Source organism: Bacteroidota bacterium (assembly GCA_005882315.1).
Taxonomy (GTDB): Bacteria; Bacteroidota; Bacteroidia; order Chitinophagales; family Chitinophagaceae; genus VBAR01.
Window position 1 is genome coordinate 920,169 of record VBAR01000001.1, and the last position, 20,834, is coordinate 941,002.

Sequence of the window (20,834 nt, forward strand, 5' to 3'; positions counted from 1 at the left end):
GACTATATTTTCACTTTAATTACCAGTTTCTTTATCGTTCCTTCACCAATCATTGGCGCATGTACATCTTCCGGAAAGAAGATAGCAAATTGACCATCGGTAAGTTGAAAAAATGTATCCGGTGCATCATGATATAACTGTACATCTTTTTCAGCATTATAATCACCATTAGGTGTTACACATTTTTCCCTCGGTTTCCAGCCAATTGTTTCTATACCATTTATGCAAAGCTGTATGTCGATATTTTTATTATGACATTCAAATTTAGAACAGCTTGCTTCTTTGGTTTTACCAGGTGAATTGCTGAAAATTGCTTTCAGCCCTTCTGTAATATCAGATTTGCCATCAGCTGCATTTGCCAGGTCAGTCTGATTGATAAACTCAAATGCCTTTGCAAATAATGGATGTGCAGAAAAATATTTCGAAGCGTTTTTTAATGTATCTATTATCATAATTCTTTTTTAACGTTGAACACGGCCACTACCGTCTCCTTTCATCAATTCTTTTACATCGCTTAATGTTGCATGATTCAGGTCACCTGGTATTGTATGCTTTAATGCACTTGCTGCTACACCAAACTCAGCTGCATCCGGCATCGACATACTTGTAACCAACCCATAGATCAAACCACTTGCAAATGAATCGCCGCTACCCACACGGTCAACAATGCGAACATTATATTTTTTGGTATGATGAAAATCTTTGCCGTCGTATACTAATGCACTCCATCCATTATCACTTGCGCTGTAGCTTTCACGAAGTGATGAAGCAATAAATTTAAATCCGAACTTATCTTTCATTTGCTTGAATACGTCTTTATATCCGTCGAGGTTTAGTTCGCCTTTTGTTACATCAGTATGCGCTGCTTTAAAACCTAATGTTGTATCCGCATCTTCTTCATTTCCGATACATACATCCACAAACATGCAAAGCTTTGTCATTACTTCTCTTGCTTTTTCTTTGCTCCAAAGTTTTTTACGATAGTTGAGGTCAATGCTCGTTATAATACCTTTCGCTTTTGCCGCTTTTAATGCAGCTTCAGTTAATGCAGCAGCTTTATCGCTCAATGCAGGTGTGATGCCGGTTGTATGAAACCAGTCAGCACCGGCAAAAATTTTATCCCAATCAAATTCGTCAATATTTACATCAGCAATAGAGGCACCAGCCCTGTCATATACCACCTGTGATGCCCGCATAGAAGCACCTGTTTCCAGGAAATAGATCCCCAACCTTTCACCACCTCTTACTACAAACTGTGTATCTACGCCATAACGACGCAGATGATTAATTGCTGATTGACCAATCGGGTTATTAGGAACTTTAGTTACAAATGTTCCGTTCAATCCGTAGTTGCATAATGCCGCAGCTACATTGGCCTCACCGCCGCCATATGTAATATCAAATGTATCGGCCTGAACAAATCTTTTAAAGTCTGGTGTTGACAAACGCAACATAATTTCCCCAAGTGTTACTACTTTCTTTGACATCGTTATATTATTTGATTTTTGTTTGATTGTTATTTTAAAGTTGCTACCGGTGCGGGGTCCATATCAGTATACACAAGGTTCTCTCCCGCCATCCCCCAGATGAACCCATAATTATAAGTTCCACATCCATAGTGTGTACTCCATGGCGGAGATATAACGGCTTCATTATTTGCCATTATCAAATGCCTTGTTTGTTGAGGCTCTCCCATAAAATGCATGATGCGGTGCTCAGCAGGTAGATCAAAGTATAAGTACACTTCCATTCTTCTTGTATGTGTATGCGGTGGAATAGAATTCCAGACACTGCCCGGCTCAAGAACAGTTAATCCCATTACGAGCTGGCAGCTTTTTAAGCCATTAAGATGAATGTATTTATAAACAGTTCTTTTATTAGCTGTTTCAGCAGCCCCCAATTGAACAGGGTCAGCTTTTTCTCTTACCAATATCCTGTTAGGATATTTATGATGTGCTGGGGCAGATAATAAATAGAAAATTGCTGATTCTTTTTTACCTTTTGATTTAAACTTTACTTTTTGTGTTCCTTTACCAAGATATAAGCAATCCAGTTTCCGCAGGGTAAATTCTTTTCCGTCTGCAATTACAACTCCATCCGCTCCTACATTTATAATACCCAGTTCTCTCCTTTCTAAGAAATAATCTGCACGCAGTTCTGGATGATTGGGGAGTTCGATCGTTTTATTTACGGGTTTAACACCACCGATTATCACCCGGTCGTAATGCGTATAAACGAGATTTATCACATCGTCTGAAAATAAATTTTCTACCAAAAAATTCTCACGGAGCTGTTCCGTGTTCATTTGTTTGGTTTCATTCTGGCTGACAGCAAACCGTACATTCATAACTTAAATAGTCTTTTGTTTAACACCTGTTCTTTCATCAAGGTACTGTAAGTTGAAATAATCCCTGGCGTTGTTGTAGCAAATATCCTGAATCACCTTTCCTATCCATCCTGTATCGTTAGGTAGCTCGCCATTTTCAATTTCTTCACCAAATAAATTACAAAGCAGCCTTCTGAAGTATTCATGTCTTGGGAAGGAGAGAAAGCTCCGGCTATCAGTCAGCATGCCCAAAAACTTGCTGAGCAAACCCATATTGCTGAGTGCATTTATTTGTTTGGTCATGCCATCCTTCTGATCTAAAAACCACCAGGCACTGCCCCACTGAATTTTACCAGCAGCAGAACCATCATTGAAATTACCGATCATGGTTGCAAACAATTCATTATCGGCGGGGTTGAGGTTATAGATAATTGTTTTCGCCAACTTATTATTTGTATCAAGCTTGTTTAAAAATTTTGATAATGCCCTTGCCTGTGAAAAATCACCGATACTATCCCAGCCGGTATCAGGACCGAGCTGCTTCAGCATGCGACTATTATTATTACGCAATGCACCCAAATGATATTGCTGAACAAATCCTTTTTCCCAATCCCATTCTGCAAAGGTTACCAGCATTGCCGATTTGAATTTTCTATTTTCCTCTAACGTTAATGAACCACCAGAACGAATCTTGGCGAAAATGCCGGCGATTTCTGTCTGCGTATAGTCCTCTGCATAAATTTCTTCCAGTCCGTGATCACTTACATTACAATTATTGGAAACAAAATAATCATGGCGTTTTTTTAATGCAGCGAGATAATCATTGTAAGTGCTGATGGAAATATCAGATGCTTTTTCCAGTAAAGTAAGGTAGTTATTAAATGTATTGGCATCATCTACATTCATTGCTTTGTCAGGTCTGAAGGCCGGGTTTACTTTTACCTTCCAACCGCTTTGTTGAATTTTCTTATGATATTCAAGATTATCAACGGGATCATCGGTTGTACAAATGAGTTTTACTTTCATCATTTCCAGCAATCCCCTTACACTGTATTCTTTTGCCAGCAGTTTAGCAGATGTTTCATCATAGATCTTCCTTGCTGTGTCTCCATTTAAAACATCATTCACATCAAAATAACGCTGTAGTTCGAGATGAGTCCAATGATATAAAGGATTCCGCATAGTGTAAGGAACAGTCTCAGACCATTTCTGAAATTTTTCCCAATCGCTTTTGTTTCCTGTTATAAATTCTTCCGGTATGCCATTAGTACGCATGGCACGCCATTTATAATGGTCGCCATTCAGCCATACCTTTGTTATGTTTTCAAAATTTTTATCAGCTGCTATTTCATCAGGCGGCAGGTGATTGTGATAATCAATGATAGGCATGTCTTTGGCATAATCATGATAAAGACGCTGCGCCGTCTGCGTTTCAAGCAGGAAATTTTCGTCGAGGAATTTTTTCATATGACAACTGATGCGGTTGGTAAAACAAAATCTTAACCTCACAAGACAGGTATTAAAAGTATGAAATCTGGCTTGTGAAATCTCTAAAATCTGTGCAAACGTTACCGGAAAACAACTGTTATTATTTCAACGTACTCACCCGGTTTTTCAGGGCAATTTTTACTTTATTTCCAGTACTACCACAGACTTTGCGGGTATTTCTGCCACCAGTTCATTACCCGATTTTTTGGCCCCGTTAAAAATAACAGGTTTTATTGTTTCTTTTTCTCAAATGTATTGATGTCTGTGTTCTTTGCTAATGTAATAACTTCTCGTGTAACCGAAATACAGTTATTACAAACTCACACCCCGTTTCCATGGAATAAAATCATCCTGGTTTAACAGCACAGCTTTAGGAATTACTTCGCCACTTGCTGCTTTGATGCAATATTCCAATATCTCCTCTCCCATTTGCTGAATTGTTTTATCTCCTTCTACGATCGGGCCGCAGTCAATATCGATGATATCATTCATTCTTTTCGTAAGACTGCTGTTGGTAGAAACTTTTATAGTAGGACAAACAGGATTACCGGTTGGTGTACCAAGTCCTGTAGTAAATAATATTAATGTAGCTCCGCTTGCTGCTTTACCTGTTGTCGCTTCCACATCATTACCGGGTGTACAAACTAAATTCAATCCCGGTTTGGTTGCAGGCTCTGTATAATCCAGCACATCTTCTACTGGTGAGCTGCCTCCTTTTTTTGCAGCACCATTACTTTTAATGGCATCTGTTATCAACCCATCTTTAATATTTCCCGGAGAAGGATTCATATGAAAGCCAGAACCTACTTTATGTGCAGCATCATTATAGGCCGTCATTAAATAAATAAATTTTTTTGCAGCCGCTTCATCTTTTGTCCGATCAATCAGATCCTGTTCGGCTCCGCAGAGTTCTGGAAATTCTGCCAGCAAAACTTTACCCCCCAATGCTACTACGAGGTCAGAAGCATAACCAACAGCAGGATTGGCACTGATGCCACTAAAACCATCACTGCCCCCACATTTCACACCGATACACAATTTATCAAGAGTAGCTGGTTTGCGTTCAAACTTATTTATTTCAATTAATCCTTCAAATGTTTTACGAATTGATTCAGCAATCAGCTGTTCTTCACTTTGTGATTGCTGCTGTTCAAAAATATAAAGAGGTTTATCAAATTTTGGATTGCGTTGTTTCAGATCATTTACAAGATCCTGTACCTGTAAATTCTGACAACCTAAACTTAAAACTGTAACACCAGCCACATTCGGATGGTCAGCATAAGCAGCTAATAATTTTCCCAGTATACCTGCATCCTGTCTTGTTCCACCACACCCACCCTGATGATTTAAAAATTTTATACCATCTACATTTTTAAAGGGCCTGTTTCCATTTGATTTATGTGACGGCGTAGAAAAAATATCGATCGACGTAATGTCTTTTCCTTCTTTGTATGCTTCAATAAGCTGATGCGTATAGCTTTTATATTTATCTGTAACAGCATAACCTAATTCATTGTGCAATGCTTCACGGATCACATCCAGGTTCCTGTTCTCACAAAACACAGTTGGAATAAATAACCAGTAATTGGCCGTGCCTACTCTTCCATCGCTGCGGTGATAGCCATTGAAAGTTCTTCCCTTAAATTTTGAAACATCGGGTGCATGCCATTCATATTTCGAGGCACGGTAAACAAACGGGTCAGCGGCATGCTTAGTATTCGTGGTCGTCATCAATCCACCACGGGGAATAAAATTCTGTGCCTTACCAACCAGCACACCATACATTATTATTTCATCGCCGGCATTAAAGTCTTTTGTAAAAAATTTGTGCTTTGCATTTATATTTTCCTGCAACACATATTCTTCTCCCTCGAAAGAGATCGTTTCGCCTTTTAAAAGATTACTCAACGCTACGATCACATTATCCTTCGGATTAACTTTTAATACTTTATGCTTCATGACTTTCTACTTTATCTCTATTTACCTGGTATTCTTTAATTGTTGCTATCACTCCTTTCTGGATAAATGATTCCATATAATTCGTAACAGCAAGGGCAAATCCCGGAAGCGAATTTAAATCTTCTCCCCATAATTCTTCGTTACCCAATACTGTTATTACTAACTCATTCAGGCTGTCGCTTTTCCATTGCTTATGAAAATAAGCAGCCTGATCATCCTGCACGGGATATATCACACCATTATTTTCTCCATAATACTTACCGCTTTCGCTGGGCTCACATTTCATAAACAGAATATACGCTGCAAATCCCATTGCCATATGTGATGGTATAAATAGATCCCTGCGATAATGCTCCATCAGTAAAGGAACATTTCTTGTCTTCATCTTATAAGTATAATTCAACGTTATGCTTATCCATTTATGATCAATGAAAGGATTGCGGAACCGTTCAATTACCGAGTTGGCAAATTCCAATGCTTCAAGTTGTGAGATCTTTCCATTTGTGATACAGGCTGCAGCTTCATGCACCATCAGGTCATACACATAAAGCCCCATTGTTTTATCACTCATTGCTTCTTTTACTGTTTCAAAACCTGCTAAATGAGCAAGTCCACAACTGAATGTATGTGTTCCATTCAGTAAACGCAATTTCAGTTCACGGAATTTATTAATATCATCGGTAATCACCATTCCGCTATCTGTTTTTGCAAAACTTAAAACATCCTGCACTTTTTTATTTGTTGATTCAACAGCCCATAAACTATAAGGCTCACTCATGATCATCAATTCATCTTTGTAACCCAGTTTTCCTTCTGCTTCTTTCTGCTGTTCCGCTGGTAATTTTCCTGGCACAATTCTATCAACAAGTGTATTGCAGAAGCTGTTCGCATTCTCCAACCAATCAATAAATGCGTAATCAAATTTATTGAGATGTGCCAGCTCCATCACGATGGATTGAAGTTTGTTCCCATTATCAGTTATCAACTCTGTCGGCACTATCACCAATCCTTTATTTATATCACCATTAAATTTTTTATAGCGTTCGCTCAAAAATGCCAGCAACTTTCCGGGAAATGACTGAGGCGGGTTCCCTTTAATATTATCATCGGGCAGAAGCACAATACCAACTTCAGTTGTGTTTGATATTACTACCTCCAGATCAGGATTGGCAGCGCAAGCTAAAACCTCTTTCCATTGTGTTGCTGCAGATAACACCCTGCTGATTGAAGAATTTACAATAAACTCATCTACCATTTTTTGTTCATGCAATCCACGAATGCAATGCGTATACAATCCATCCTGTACATCAAATGCATCGGCGCCGCTGCTGTCGGTTGATTTTACCACCACCACACGGCCGTTGAAAACATTCTGCTTATTTGCTTTATCAATAAAATAATCAGGCAAGCCACGCAGGAGTACACCTGTTCCAAACTGTAATACTTTTTCCGGCAACTGAAATAAATTTTCAGCAGGCTTTGATTTAATCGCACCATTCAGTTGCGATAGTAAACTCTTCGATAATTGCATATACCTCGATTTTCAATTTTTATGTTACCAGCTTCATTACTACTATCATCGTTCCTTGCGTCGCACTCTTGTGCTTCATATCATTAATCTGCAAAAAGCAGTTAGATGATTCAGGGCTTCCATCTCTCTCCAAATACCCATTTCGCATTTATCTTATCTGCTGATTCCTTATTTATATTATCTGCAAACCATTTATAATCTCCAGCCTTGCGATGACAATTATAATAATATACTCTATGACCCCAGTTGATCGCATTATTTGTTGCTACACGATAAATAGCCGAGTCCCTCATGTTATCAGCAAACACACAACCGATAAGATAAAACTGCGCTTCACGATGATAACGACCCAACATAAATCCATCATATCCTTTGAACCGGCAATTCACTAACACCGTTTTTGAATCCTGGTTTCCAGAACCATCATGCCAGATAGCTGCTGTGCCTCCGTGTGTAATAAACTCACAATTTTCAGCATATGCCCATCCGCGGGGACAGTAAAAATCAACCCCACCTTCCATCAGGCAATCTTTGAAATACCACATTCCATTCTCAGTTTCCCATGGACTTACTGTATCACCTGCCAAAGACTTGAAATGACAGTTAACAGCTTTCAATCTTGTACAATTCATTGCACGCAATGCCATCTGGTGTCCGTTCTTTCCAATCTTTTTTTGCCTGTTTGCAGTATCCAGCGGACAATCAATTGTTTTTTCTTCCTTAAGATCAAATCCAAAACTGTTGACGATCGTAAGATTGAGCAATGAAATATCATTTGCCCTCACATTCATCGTAGCTACACCCCAATCATCTTTATGCTCACATCTCCATTCATCTCTTGCAATTGCTGCTGTGATGATCGTCTTTTCTTTTTCTTCGCCTTCTAGAACAATATTTGATTTTTCGATGAAAAGTTTTTCATTGTAAACTCCTTTCTTAATAAATATTGTTTTTGCTTCATTAGCTGTAGCCGGCAAGCTGTTGATGGCTGCCTGAATTGTTTTAAAATCTCCATTACCATCTGCATCAACTACAATTTTCTTTTGCCCTTCAGTATTCAGTAATTGAACAAAAAATATTATTATGCAAAGAACTTTCTTCATCACTATTTTTTAGCTGCACCCAATAGCCATTTCACAAGATCTTCAGCGGCTTTGTAGTTTTCATATTCAGGAGGCAGTTTTCTTCCATCTACGTATTCATTATACAACCAGGGATCGCCAACTGCCAGCACTTTTCCTTTTCCATAATTTGCCGTGGCAATAATTATATCCCCGTCTTTTACCGTATTCGCTTTTGCTGGCACCAGGAGTGATGAAACTTCCAAAGCACTCACTTCTTTTAAAAACATTTTAGCCGGTGATTTAAATACAGGATTACCTGTACCCGGCAATACAACACCCTGTTCATAAGTATCGTTCTTTACCATATTCAAACTCTTATCAGTAAATTTTATTCCAAACAAACCAGAGAGCAGGTTCAGGTGTTTCAGATCGCAGTTGTTGCTGTCATTTGCCATCAATAACAAAGTGCCGCCTGCCTTCACCCAATCGCCAATTACTTTAACATCACTCGCCACAACATAATTCGGATTGGGATTATCTCTTTTATGGTCCGGGTCAACAATGATATAAACAGAAGCGTTCTTTAAATTAGATGCAGTTGGCGCCACATTAAGTGATGAAAGTTTAGCGCCATTCTTTTCAAAAACCCATCCGAGTGTGTAAAACCCGGGATGACTTCTTTCATTCCACACATAATGCCAGTAAACATCTTTACCTGTTGCATCCTTTCTTTTTTCACTGTTGAAATAACGGTCGAGTAAAACAGTTTTTCCTTTACCTATTGATTGAGTCGGCAGCAGTTCCATTTCGTAGCTGGCCAGCAGGAAGGCACCTACCCCTTTCGGATCATTTACAATTACCGGTTCACTCATATAATATTCAAAACTTCCATCACGATAGGGATTGCCACCAAGACCTGAAACTTTTACAGTACCGTATAAATTGGTTTGCCCATTTTCAACCTTGATAAATTTATTTACAATACCTGCATATGCTTTTTTAGCAATTGCCAATTTTGCTGAAGGCAGATAACCTTTTCTTACGCCTTTTGCAATTGCATATGTAAACTGGCAACTTGCCGATGCCTCAAAATAATTTTTTTCTTTACCTGGGCCATTATAATTAATTATATCATACCATAGTCCTGTTGTTTTATCCTGTTGTTTTTCTATGGCATTCACCAGGCGGTTCAGTATGTCAATCAACACTTTTCTTTTTGGATGTGTTACAGGAAAATAATCCAATGCATCTACCAATGCGTCACTGTACCAACCCATCGCTCTGGCCCAGAAAAGCGGTGAAGTCCCTGTTACTTTATTGGCCCATTTCTGTTCTTTGCTTTCATCCCATGCATGATATAATAAGCCTGTCTTCGGATCTCTTGCATGCTTCTCCATCCAGATGAATTGGTTGGCTATATCATCAAATGCCGATTCTTCATTAAATACCATTGCATATTCCGCATAAAAAGGCTCGCCCATATACAAACCATCTAACCACATTTGATTAGTGTAAACTTTCTTATGCCAGAAGCCCCCTTCTTTTGTTCGTGGATGTGTTTTTAACTGACTTCTTAAAAGGTCGGCTGCTTTTTTATACTTCTCTTTTCCCAATACACGATATAACAACATTACAAGCTTGCCATTATTTACATGATCAATATTGTATTCTTCCAGTTCATAGTTTTTAATACTTCCATCATCTTTTACAAAAAAATCGATCTTCTTCTGAATAGCATTAAAATAGCTTACATCCCCGGTATTCATCCAGATACCTTCAAAACCTTTCAGCACCACACCCATATCATAGCTCCATTTTGTCTGGCTGCCTACGGGAATAGTATCAGGCCATATTTTTAGTACTGTTGCCGCTACTTGTTGTGAAAGTGGCTTTTCCTGCGCAGTCATATTGTTTGTAAAAACAATAACTGTTACAAGCATTGCTATTCTTAAAATAATTCTCATCTTTTTGTTGTTACGCTTTTATCTGTTGCCCCGAGTTCGTAAGTAATTTTTTCTTTTGCTTTGGAAGCATCTGTATTTTTAATTGAAATATTGCCGCTTCTGTCACCGCTTACACGAAACAGCAGTTCGGCGCCATTTTTATAAGTAATATTATCAAACACCAGTTTATCACTTTGTACAATATCAATCACCGGCTTTGTCTCATCACTGATGATCTTGATATTTTTAAAAGTAATGCCACTTGCTTCCTGAACATCAATTCCATTTTTTGCCTGCAGTACCATATTCTCCAATACAATATCCTTCACATGCATTTCAGGTAAGCCTCTTACAAAGATCCCTTTTGCTGCCCCATTACAGTAAACATTACTGATATGAAAATTTTTGAAAACAGGAGTTGTTTCATCAACCGGTTTCATTTCCACTTTTGGTAGCTCTCTTTTTTCACCCGCCAACACCACCGGGTCTTTTGCCATATAATACATATCAAACAAAATAGCTTCGGCAGGAATATCTTTCATATAAATGTCATTGATGAAAATATTCTCTACTACGCCACCACGACCTCTTGTAGTTTTAAACCGCAAACCGATATCAGCACCAATGAATGTACAGTTGCTTACATAAATATTTCTTGCGCCACCGCTCATTTCGCTACCAATTACAAAACCACCATGAGAAGCATATACAGTACAACCGCGGATAATAACATTTTCAATTGGCATTCCTCTTTTTCTTCCTTCTGCATCACGTCCACTTTTCATGCACAGTGCATCATCGCCAACATCAAATACAGAGTTTTCAATCAATACGTTCTTGCAGCTCTCTGCATCTATTCCATCACCATTCTGTGCATACCAGGGGTTTTTTACAAAAACATCTCTCACCGTTAAGTTTTCACACATCAATGGATGTAAGCACCATGCCGGTGAGTTTTGAAATGTTACTCCTTCAAGCAATATAAGTTTACAGTTAGTAAGTAATAATAAATTAGGGCGGAGAAAATCTTTTATGCTTTCATAAAACGCGGCATCTCTTTCGGGTGTGATCATACCGGGATTAGCAGGCATCTTTGAGCCTTTTACAAAACCTTCTGAAGGATACCATGTTTTTTTATCCTCACTCAAAACGCCGCCGCTTGCCACTTTCTTTTTCCATTGGCTCTCGGTAAGCTTATCAATTTTTACAGCACGCCATACATCGCCGTTTCCGTCAATGATTCCCTTACCTGTGATTCCAATATTTACTGCATCCGTTGCAGAAATAGGAGATTGATTCCGCATCTGTGGTAAACCTTCCCAGTTTGCTTTCACCAGCGGATATTCTTTTTTATCATCTGTAAATAATAGAGTAGAACCTGAAGCCAGGTGAAGATTTACATTATTCTTTATAACAACGGGACCGGTTAACCATAAGCCAGCTGGCACTAATACAACCCCTCCGCCTTTTTTATTACAGGCATCAATAGCAGCGGCAATCGTTTTGGTATTCAGAAAATATCCGTCTGCAATTGCACCAAACTTTTTGATGTTAAACGTATCTTTCTTAAACGAAGGGGATTTTATGACCGGGAGCTTTTCTTTTTGAGCAAATGCAAAAAGAAATAAGACGAGTGTTAACTGTGTTAAAACAATTTTTTTCATTTGGCAATTTCAGGCGGTTCACAATACTATCTCTCTACAATTCTACTTTATTATTCGTTGCTGTTCAGGCTCTTGGGGTCTATTTATTTACGCAAACGATACCGGGAACGCATGCAACAAATTTCCTTGTTGTGCATACGAAATCTGTCCTGTACTACCCTGCGTTTTTAGGTAATTTTTGTCGCCTGCCTTGCCAATAATATCCATTGTTTGCCTTGTTTTTGCCAGGTAAGCATAATGCGCAAATGCACTTCAGCGGGTTTACCGCCATCATTGGTTTTGGCAGATAAATTATGCCGGACTATTGCCACTTTTCCGCTTACAATGACCACCTGTTCTGTCAGATCGATCGTAACAAAATCGGAGCCGCCACCTGTAAGTTTTGCAACAAATTCTTTTTTATCATCCGCATGTCCTCCACTATGTACATAGCTGAGTTTATCAGAAGTCAGTTTTTCCAGAACAGCTTTGTCTCCATCAACCATTGCCTTACGCAATTCCTCTACTGCTGAAGCCACTTCTTTTTCGGCCTTTGATTGCGCATTCATTAAAAAAGGGATGAACAATGCTATCGCTATAATCAGTCTTTTCATTTTTAAAAATTTTAATGTGTATTTGCTTTTGGAATTAAATCAGTGAGTTCAGAAATTTTTACCGGACGTTTTTCTTTTATACTTTTTCTTGCAGCAATGCCAATTAATATACTCATTGCCCCGTCTCTTGTACCTGCCATGATGTGATGAGGATTGTCATTCGTATCAACAAACATTCTCCGTTGCATACGTACATCACCGCCGCCGTGGCCAGCATTTATTTTGGCTGTTGTATATACTTCAAAATTCTTTTCAAAATTGTCCATTGCAATTATTTCCCTTACTTCTCCCTTAACACCATCATCCGACTGGCTCATTTCTACAGCATGTTTTTTAGCCTGGTCATCTTGTGTTTTCTGCATGAACGGAATATCTTCCCATGTATCTATTCTGCCCTTCATTCCATTGAATGCAATTTTCCAACCTTCATACGGTGAATAAGTAGTTAAAGAATAATTAGCAGTAACACCGTTTGCATAAGTTATCTGAGCACTCATTTTATCCCAGATATCAATTTCGTTGCTCCACACACAACCATCACGGATATACCCATCATGCTGCTCATTCTTTACATACAAATCTGTCAGACGCTGATCTTTGGTTATATCCCAATAAAATTTGCATTTGTCTTTGAATTCACAACCACGGCATTTTAAACCACGGAATGAACTATTTTTTCCGTAATGATTCAACTCTCCATATGCCATTACTTCTACCGGTTCACTATTCAGCCACCAGTTGAGTAGATCGAAATGGTGTGTGGCTTTATGCACCCATAATGAACCGCTTCTTCCCAATCGGCCATGCCAGCGGCGGAAATAATCGGCACCATGATGCACATTTAAATACCAATGAAAATCGACAGATGTTATTTTTCCAACTCTTTCAGCAGCCAGCAATTCTTTTAATTGAATATTGTGTACGCTGTGACGATAGTTAAAAGCAACAACAACTTTTTTCCCGGATTTTCTTTCTGCATCCAATATCCGTTGACATTTCACTTCATCCGTTGTCATTGGTTTTTCTGTGATCACATTAAATCCTTTATTCAATGCTTTTACAATAAATTCATCGTGTGTTGCATCTACTGTAGTTACAATAATATAATCAGCTTGTACTTTGTCAAGCATTTCATCAAAGCTTGCAAATACAGGAATGTCGCCGCCATAAGTTTGTTTAGCATAGGCAGCCCTGCCGGGATTGATATCATGCAACCCGACAAACTCCAATACCTCATTAAAATTTTTGATCAGATCTTTCCCCCAGAAACCTGAACCACGATGACCTGTACCAGCCTGTGCCAACCGTATCTTTTTAGCAGATGTAAGGGCAAAGGGTTCAAAAGGATGAAGCATTAACGAAGCACCTGCAGCAGCAGTGTACTTTAAAAATGTACCACGTTCCATATTGCAATCGTTTTATTTAAAGAAATTATTGAGACGATTCGATGCGAAGCCAATCTACATCAGCAAATCCCGCATCATTTGTAATATTTGTTCTGCTGCAAAACATTCCAATTTTTGCCCCAACCCATCGACCCGGTTTTGCAGTAAATGCCTTTAAGATATTGATGCTCCCTTTTTGATCCTTAAAACTGAAATGGCAAACTCCTCCTTTATTAACTTTTACTGAGAGGTAAAATTCATTTCCACTTACAGGAAAACTTTCTTCTTCTTTCTCGTTATTATTTTTGTCTGCATGAATATTCTGATGGTATACTAAAAAAAGCCCGTTGGTTCTTTTTACAATAGAAACAGATGCGTAATCAGTTCCAAAAACAATTAGTCCGAATCTTTCATTTTCAAACTTTGGCATGAATGATACTTTAACTGTCGCGTTGAACTCCTCAGCCGGGAATTTTTGTCCGAGTATATTTGGCATGCTCCATAAATTTTTAATGGAGTCCGGCTGATAAATAGAAAACATTCTCAAAGAACCATTCGGTGTTGGAAACGCCCATCCTTCTTTAGGATTGGCCTGCCATTGCCATTGTAATCCAAATTTAGTTTCATTGAACTCATCACTGTCCTGAACTGTTGATACAGGATGTGTTTTCCCAACATTTGGCTTTTTAAAAGTCAGAACAGGTTCTCCTTTTCCATCACCATCTTTATCCGCTCCTATTACAGGCCAGTCATTTACCCATTTCATTGGTTGCAAATGAACAACCCTTCCATAAGCATCCTTGTCTTGAAAATGCAAAAACCAATCTTCACCTGTTTGTGTAGTTACCCATGCACCCTGGTGTGGCCCGTTGATTGGTGTTGTTCCCTGGTCTATCGCAACTTTTCTTTCATAAGGGCCATAAATATTTTTTGAGCGCAGAATAGTTTGCCAACCGGTACTCACTCCACCACCCGGTGCAAAAATATAATAGTACCCGTTTCGTTTGTAAAACTTCGGACCTTCAATGGTCGGGTCCAATTCATGTCCGTCATAAACCATTACACCATTGCCAATGATCTTTGTTCCTTCCTTATTCATTTCTTTTACAACAATAATTGACTTGAAACCTGCACGGCTGCCTGCATATGCATGGGCGAGAAATGTTTTCCCCCGTCCGACCGGGTCATCCGGGCGGGCATCATCGTCCCATAATGGACAAGGATCAATCAATCCCTTACCCGCCTCAATTAATAATGGTTCTGTCCACGGCCCATTAATGTTTTTTGCTTTCACTAAATAGATCCCGTAATCAGGATCCGGGTAATAGATATAAAACTCATTATTATGATAACGGATCGATGGAGCCCAAACTCCTGCGCCATGCTGTACATTATGATATACATCAAAAGGAGGTTGCTTTTTTAATGCATGACCGATCAGTTTCCAGTTTACCAGGTCTTTTGAATGAAGTATCGGCAAGCCGGGAATATGCGTAAAGCTGGATGACACCATATAATAGTTATCACCCACTCTTATAGCATCGGGGTCGCTATAATCAGCATTGATCACAGGGTTTTTATAAGTGCCGTCGCCATTATCGGCCACCCAAACTTTAGAAATTGTTTGAGCAGAAGTGAATTCCAGAAAAAATAAAAACAATATTGCTAACCCGGTTCTCATAACTCAATTACCTTTTTTTCTTTATTACTTTTTATTGCTGCTTCTATTACCTGTATCACTTTCATTCCTTCCTCGCCACTGACAGGTACTGCTGTGTTATTTCTTATTGCATGATAAATTCCATTGTAGTAATCAGCATAGTTGCCTTGTAGCGACTGAACATATTCTTTTATGATCTTACCATCTTTTTCTGTATGCAATAACCCTTTTTGTGAGTCAGGTTCTGTTCCCCAATCTGAGCTTCCTGGTTTTTTATTAGCCTGCAGATCGGTTTCCTGCACATCGGTTTTGTGTTTTATAAATGAGCCCAACGTACCATGAAAAATATAACCGGGCAACGCTTCCCGCACATAATAGCTCGACTTCAAAGTCATCCGGTGCTTAGGATAAAATAATTTCAAATCAAAATAATCATCCACTTTTGAGTCGGGACGATTGATAGTAATATCGGCGAACACAGCTTGTGGCATTCCGAATAATTGTAAGGCCTGGTCAATTAGGTGTGAACCTAAATCATACAAAGCACCTACTCCGGGTGTTGGTGTTTCTTTATGCACTTTATAACTCAATGCCGGAACATACCTGTCATAATGAATTGCTGCATCAACAATATTTCCAAGCCATCCTTCATCTAAAATCTTTTTCACCGTTTTATAATCACTATCGTAGCGCCGGTTTTGATAAACAGAAAGCTTTACATTCTTCTCTTGAGCCAATGCAATTAATTCCTTCGCTTGTGCAACAGTTGGCGTAAATGGTTTTTCAACAATTAAATGTTTCCCTGCAAGAATAACCTGTTTTGCAAAATCGTAATGTGTAACACTTGGTGTATTCACAACAACAAGTTCAATATTTTTATCGGCCAGCATTTCTTCCAGCGAACGAAATGTTTTTACTTCCGGATATTTTTCCTGTGCCAGGTTCTTGGTTCTTTCCCAAACACCATAAAAATTAAAGCCCGGATTAGTAGTAATGAATGGCGCATGAAATACCCAGCCACTCATACCGAAAGAACATAATGCTGTATTGATAGGTTGCATAAAATCTATTTGATCGAATTTAGCCAATTCCTTAACCGTTCCATCCAGTTATCGTCAGTTGTTTTATTATACATCCCAAAACCATGTCCGCCTTTGGGATATAAATGCATTTCAACAGGCACTTTATTCTTTACACATGCCTGGTAAAAACGAACGCTGTTCTCAACAGGCACTGTTGCATCATCGCTTGCATGAATTAAAAATGTTGGTGGTGTTGTTGGAGTAACCTGCAATTCATTGGAGTAAAAATCGAATTTCTCCTTTGACGCATTTGCACCAACTAAATTGTTCCTTGAACCTTTATGCCCAAATGTGCTATCAAATGTAATTACGGGATAAATCAAGATAGCAAAGTCAGGACGAGCAGAGGTTGTATCATCGTTAGCAGCATCGGCTTTAAAATTAAAATGCGTTGCAGCAGTTGATGCTAAATGTCCTCCTGCTGAAAAACCCATGATACCGATCTTGTTTCTATCAACTCCAAACTCTTTTGCATTACTTCTTACAAATCGTATTGCTTGTTGTGCGTCTTGTAAAGGTGCCAAACTTCTATCAATGTTTATTGAATCATCAGGCAACCGATATTTTAAAACAAATGCTGTAATACCCCAACGATTCATTTCTTCTGCAACTCTTGTTCCTTCCTTATCAAACGCAAGGATAGAATAACCACCACCCGGGCAAATGATCACTGCTTTGCCATTTGGCTTTGCTGGTTTAAAAACTGTAAGTGTTGGATTGCTCACTTTTGCAATTCGTGTAACATTATCCCTAGTAACTGAATTCTCTTTATCAGCAATTAGTTTGTTATTTGGAACAGCATCTTTATATAAGTTAATAACAGGCTGTGTTTTTTTTGCAAAAGCAGTGTAGTCAAACTGGTTTGCTGGTTTATCTGAAAACCAAGCACCACTTACTCCCTCTTCTTTTGATGAAAAAGAAAAAACAGTTGCTAGTGAATACCTCTGTGCTTCTTTATCATTTAATTGCTTTGACCATTTAACTCTTTTAGCTGGTGCAGCACCTTCCCCCGTGGATTTGTACTCAGAATAAAAAACCGTTTTTTCATTTTCAGGATTGCTCCAATTATTCCATCCTTCAGGTGCAATTGCTTTTGTAAGATCGCAACGAATGAAAACTGTTTTGGCATTTGCTCTCCAAGGCCTTCCTAAATAAAGCTTGTTAACACCAGAGTCCGCTATTATTTTACAATCGATAAAAACATAGCCAAAGGGTTTTCCTTTAGTCGTACTCGCAGCCGTGATATAAGAATTTGTTTTAGCTCTCATTGTACAATTTTGAAAAACAGTTGTAGCTGGTCCGAAAATAAAATCAGTTGTACCTTCTATATAGCAATTCAGAAAAAGTTGTCTTGAGTTTTCACCGCTTGTAAAAATGGTATCCTGGTTACCAAGGAATTTGCAATTCTTAAAAACAGCTTTATCTGCATCAACATACAAAGCCAATGCCTGTCCAACAGGTCCAGCGCTGTTTGCAAACGTAATATTCTCTGCCCTGAAACGGTTACCAGAAATTTTTGCAGTGAAAGAAGTAAAGGTTGTATGCTTTCCTTTGCCAGAATAATCATTGAAAGTGATAATTGTGCTGTCAACATTTTCTCCAATAAAAGTTACATCTACATTGTTTGCAGGTAATTCTATCTTCTCATTATAAATTCCATTCTTAATATAAACTGTTATCGGAGCAAGAGGATAAACACGAATAGCATCAATGGCATCTTGTATAAATGCGTAATCACCTGTTCCATCTTTTGCTACCGTAAATACATATTTGTATTGCTGTGGATTGGCTGTTTGTGCATTAGAAAAAACTGAAGTAACAATTAATGCAATTATTATGAATGTTGACTTTATCAATGTTGATTCATTTTTTTTAAGTTCTTAATTTCTATTGCAACCATGCCCAATGCTTGGACCAATCCAGCAATGCATCGTTGCGCCATTTCAATACTGTTTTACCGCCCTGCCACGTTCCGTCAAACAGTTCGGGACTGGATTTGTCGGTATACCAATTGGCACCTAATATATAGTCTGTTGAACGGGTTTTACCGGGCCAAATATTATCCACCACCAATTGTCCGATTTGTTCAAGAAAACCGGGAATGGGCGAGGTAATTTTATACGTTAACGCTTCGGTTTGTTTGGGACAGTATTTAATCGCATAATCACCATTGCCAAGATAAAAGCCAGCCCATTTTTGTTCACCGATTTGTGCTTTAACAGTCATAGTAAAACAAGCGGAGTCAGGCGGAATATTAATTATGGGACCTTTGAAATGAAACTCTACCACTGAATAAACTGTTATCGTATCTGCCAATGTGGTATTGCGATTATACACGATCCTCGGGCTACGATCTAACTTTTCAAAACTACCTCCCCAACTTTCTTTGGATGGATCATTGGGATTTCCATCCATCATATACAGCAGAGAAGGCGTATCACCCATTTTAATGTTTCCTTTATAATAGTTTTTATAATCCTTTCCTAAATATCCGGCATCACGAATATAACTATCATAGTAATTGCGGTTTCTTAAACTATCGGGTACCCCGTTATCAGAAAAGAAACCATAATAAGAACTATTTACTTCAATAAACCACAGTTCAGGAAAGTTTGCAACTATATAAGAGTAACTGTTAGCACTCCATTTTTTATTGGGGCCTCCGATCCAATAGATCTTGATCTTAGTTTTAATTTCAGGTGCGTCATGTAATGCCTGCGCTACATCTTCCAGGCCGCCCCAAACCAAAATCCAAAGTGGCTCTTTAGTTTTCTTTTTTGCGCATTTAATAATCCAATCTGAACCTTCGGTTGCCATTGTATAACCGACGAATGGTGCTGCACCATGCTTGCCCTGTTTACATACTTCCCGCAAGGCACCTGGTGAAGGATAGTCTTTCACATGTTGTTTGAGCTTCGGCAGATCCTTCTCATACAGATCGATCATATCAAGAATATTCTGCTTTGTACCGTGACCGTAAGAGGGAGAGGAAATGAGTCCTTCGATTTTGAACATATAGCTGTACATGAGAAAATGAGTCATTGATTGATTATCGTCAGGATCAGTGCCACCAATGTCAGTACTAATAAGAATACGTGGTTTAACCGGAACAGGTTTCTGTGCCATCAAGACATTTGCAGTTATTGAAAAAAGATATATCAAAATGGTACTTTTAATAGTCATCCCTCTTTGAATATTTACCAGCTTTGCAAAAATTTTTTCAAATCATATTTTTTTGCCTCTTCGTCAGTTAACTGTCTTGACCAGTTCACTCTTTTCTCCGGATCAGACGAAGGACCATAATTTTTATACTCCGCATAGCGGGTTGTTTTATAATTATCGGTATTGTTCCAGTTGCTCCAACCTTCTGGTTTTATATGTTCACCAATAAAACACTTTATATATACAACACTAGCATAAGGCCGCCAAGGTCTTCCTAAAGAAACATTATGCAGAGAAGTATCACCTGTTAATTTGCAATCATTAAAAACATATCCGAATTCTTTTTCTTTTGGAGTAGATGCTGCAGTAACATGAGAGTTTTTCTTACTATGAATATGACATTTCTCAAACCAAACAGTAGCAGACCCAAAAATAAAATCTGTTGTACCTTCTATATAACAGTTTTCATAGTACTGCCTGCTCTTTTCACTGCTGGTAAATAAAACATCCTGGTTGCCGATGAATCGGCAATTTCTGAAGATCGCTTTATCACCAACTGCTTCTACCGCTACTGCCTGGCCTGCAGTAAAACCAGCATCATTTTGAAACGTAATATTTTCAGCAGTGAAATTATCAGCTAATATTTTAAAACTCCATGAGCTTCTGGTGTTAATTGTATCGCCCTTCGGAGAGAGTTTTCCTGTATGATCATCATAGGTTAGTATCGTATTCATTTTATCTTCCCCAATAACCGTCACCCATTTTTTTGTTGAGTCAAGAAATAATTTTTCCTTGTAAATTCCTTTTTTGACAAAGACAGTTACGGGTTTATTATTTTTTTCCGAAATAGAATTAAAAGCCGACTGTACCGTTTGATAATTGCCGCTGCCATCTGCTGCAACAATTATTTTTTGCTGAGCAGTAACAGTAATAACAAAACATGATACTATAAACAAGAAAGCAATTTTCATTTGGCA

The 20,834-nt window shown here is 38.5% G+C and carries 16 protein-coding genes and 1 pseudogene; all 17 read right to left on the reverse strand.

From position 1 onward, the window contains the following. Window positions 1-2: 2 nt before the first annotated feature. The 17 genes and pseudogenes from E6H07_03740 to E6H07_03820 all read right to left on the reverse strand — a co-directional run bounded on the left by E6H07_03740 (window position 3) and on the right by E6H07_03820 (window position 20,828). A complete protein-coding gene (locus tag E6H07_03740; GenBank protein TMI65044.1) occupies window positions 3-452 on the reverse strand; it encodes a DUF386 domain-containing protein in 450 nt (149 codons plus the stop codon). A 9-nt stretch (window positions 453-461) separates the two neighbouring features. Beyond that, window positions 462-1,487 (reverse strand): sugar kinase, encoded by a 1,026-nt coding sequence (locus E6H07_03745; protein TMI65045.1) that lies wholly within the window; start codon window positions 1,485-1,487, stop codon window positions 462-464. A 29-nt stretch (window positions 1,488-1,516) separates the two neighbouring features. After that, window positions 1,517-2,347 (reverse strand): 5-dehydro-4-deoxy-D-glucuronate isomerase, encoded by an 831-nt coding sequence (kduI, locus tag E6H07_03750; GenBank protein TMI65046.1) that lies wholly within the window; start codon window positions 2,345-2,347, stop codon window positions 1,517-1,519. A gap of 3 nt (window positions 2,348-2,350) precedes the next feature. After that, complete coding sequence (gene uxaC, locus E6H07_03755) at window positions 2,351-3,793, reverse strand: glucuronate isomerase (GenBank protein TMI65047.1); 1,443 nt, start codon at window positions 3,791-3,793, stop codon at window positions 2,351-2,353. Window positions 3,794-4,126: 333 nt separating this feature from the next. Then, window positions 4,127-5,773: an altronate dehydratase gene (locus E6H07_03760; GenBank protein TMI65048.1), complete on the reverse strand. Its 1,647-nt coding sequence runs from the start codon at window positions 5,771-5,773 to the stop codon at window positions 4,127-4,129. After that, window positions 5,763-7,304 (reverse strand): tagaturonate reductase, encoded by a 1,542-nt coding sequence (locus E6H07_03765; GenBank protein TMI65049.1) that lies wholly within the window; start codon window positions 7,302-7,304, stop codon window positions 5,763-5,765. The genes E6H07_03760 and E6H07_03765 overlap by 11 nt, the downstream gene beginning before the upstream one ends. 110 nt (window positions 7,305-7,414) lie before the next feature. Next, a complete protein-coding gene (locus tag E6H07_03770) occupies window positions 7,415-8,407 on the reverse strand; it encodes a pectinesterase (protein ID TMI65050.1) in 993 nt (330 codons plus the stop codon). Between the two features lie 2 nt (window positions 8,408-8,409). Next, on the reverse strand, window positions 8,410-10,332 hold the full coding sequence (locus E6H07_03775; GenBank protein TMI65051.1) for a glycoside hydrolase family 88 protein: 1,923 nt from the start codon (window positions 10,330-10,332) through the stop codon (window positions 8,410-8,412). Then, a complete protein-coding gene (locus E6H07_03780; GenBank protein ID TMI65052.1) occupies window positions 10,329-11,975 on the reverse strand; it encodes a glycoside hydrolase family 28 protein in 1,647 nt (548 codons plus the stop codon). The genes E6H07_03775 and E6H07_03780 overlap by 4 nt, the downstream gene beginning before the upstream one ends. Before the next feature lie 167 nt (window positions 11,976-12,142). Further along, window positions 12,143-12,568: a nuclear transport factor 2 family protein gene (locus tag E6H07_03785; protein TMI65053.1), complete on the reverse strand. Its 426-nt coding sequence runs from the start codon at window positions 12,566-12,568 to the stop codon at window positions 12,143-12,145. Window positions 12,569-12,579: 11 nt separating this feature from the next. Then, complete coding sequence (locus E6H07_03790) at window positions 12,580-13,974, reverse strand: Gfo/Idh/MocA family oxidoreductase (GenBank protein TMI65054.1); 1,395 nt, start codon at window positions 13,972-13,974, stop codon at window positions 12,580-12,582. Window positions 13,975-13,999: 25 nt separating this feature from the next. Next, on the reverse strand, window positions 14,000-15,634 hold the full coding sequence (locus E6H07_03795) for a glycosyl hydrolase 43 family protein (protein ID TMI65055.1): 1,635 nt from the start codon (window positions 15,632-15,634) through the stop codon (window positions 14,000-14,002). Continuing rightward, on the reverse strand, window positions 15,631-16,674 hold the full coding sequence (locus E6H07_03800; protein ID TMI65056.1) for an oxidoreductase: 1,044 nt from the start codon (window positions 16,672-16,674) through the stop codon (window positions 15,631-15,633). The genes E6H07_03795 and E6H07_03800 overlap by 4 nt, the downstream gene beginning before the upstream one ends. Window positions 16,675-16,679: 5 nt before the next feature. Beyond that, complete coding sequence (locus E6H07_03805) at window positions 16,680-17,513, reverse strand: alpha/beta hydrolase (protein ID TMI66456.1); 834 nt, start codon at window positions 17,511-17,513, stop codon at window positions 16,680-16,682. Window positions 17,514-17,612: 99 nt separating this feature from the next. Then, window positions 17,613-18,551: pseudogene (locus E6H07_03810) on the reverse strand (pectinesterase). 31 nt (window positions 18,552-18,582) lie between these two features. Continuing rightward, window positions 18,583-19,878 carry a DUF1593 domain-containing protein gene (locus E6H07_03815; GenBank protein ID TMI65057.1) on the reverse strand — a complete coding sequence of 432 codons (1,296 nt, stop codon included), beginning with the start codon at window positions 19,876-19,878 and terminating at the stop codon, window positions 18,583-18,585. 14 nt (window positions 19,879-19,892) lie between these two features. After that, window positions 19,893-20,828 carry a pectin esterase gene (locus E6H07_03820; GenBank protein TMI65058.1) on the reverse strand — a complete coding sequence of 312 codons (936 nt, stop codon included), beginning with the start codon at window positions 20,826-20,828 and terminating at the stop codon, window positions 19,893-19,895. Window positions 20,829-20,834: the final 6 nt, after the last annotated feature.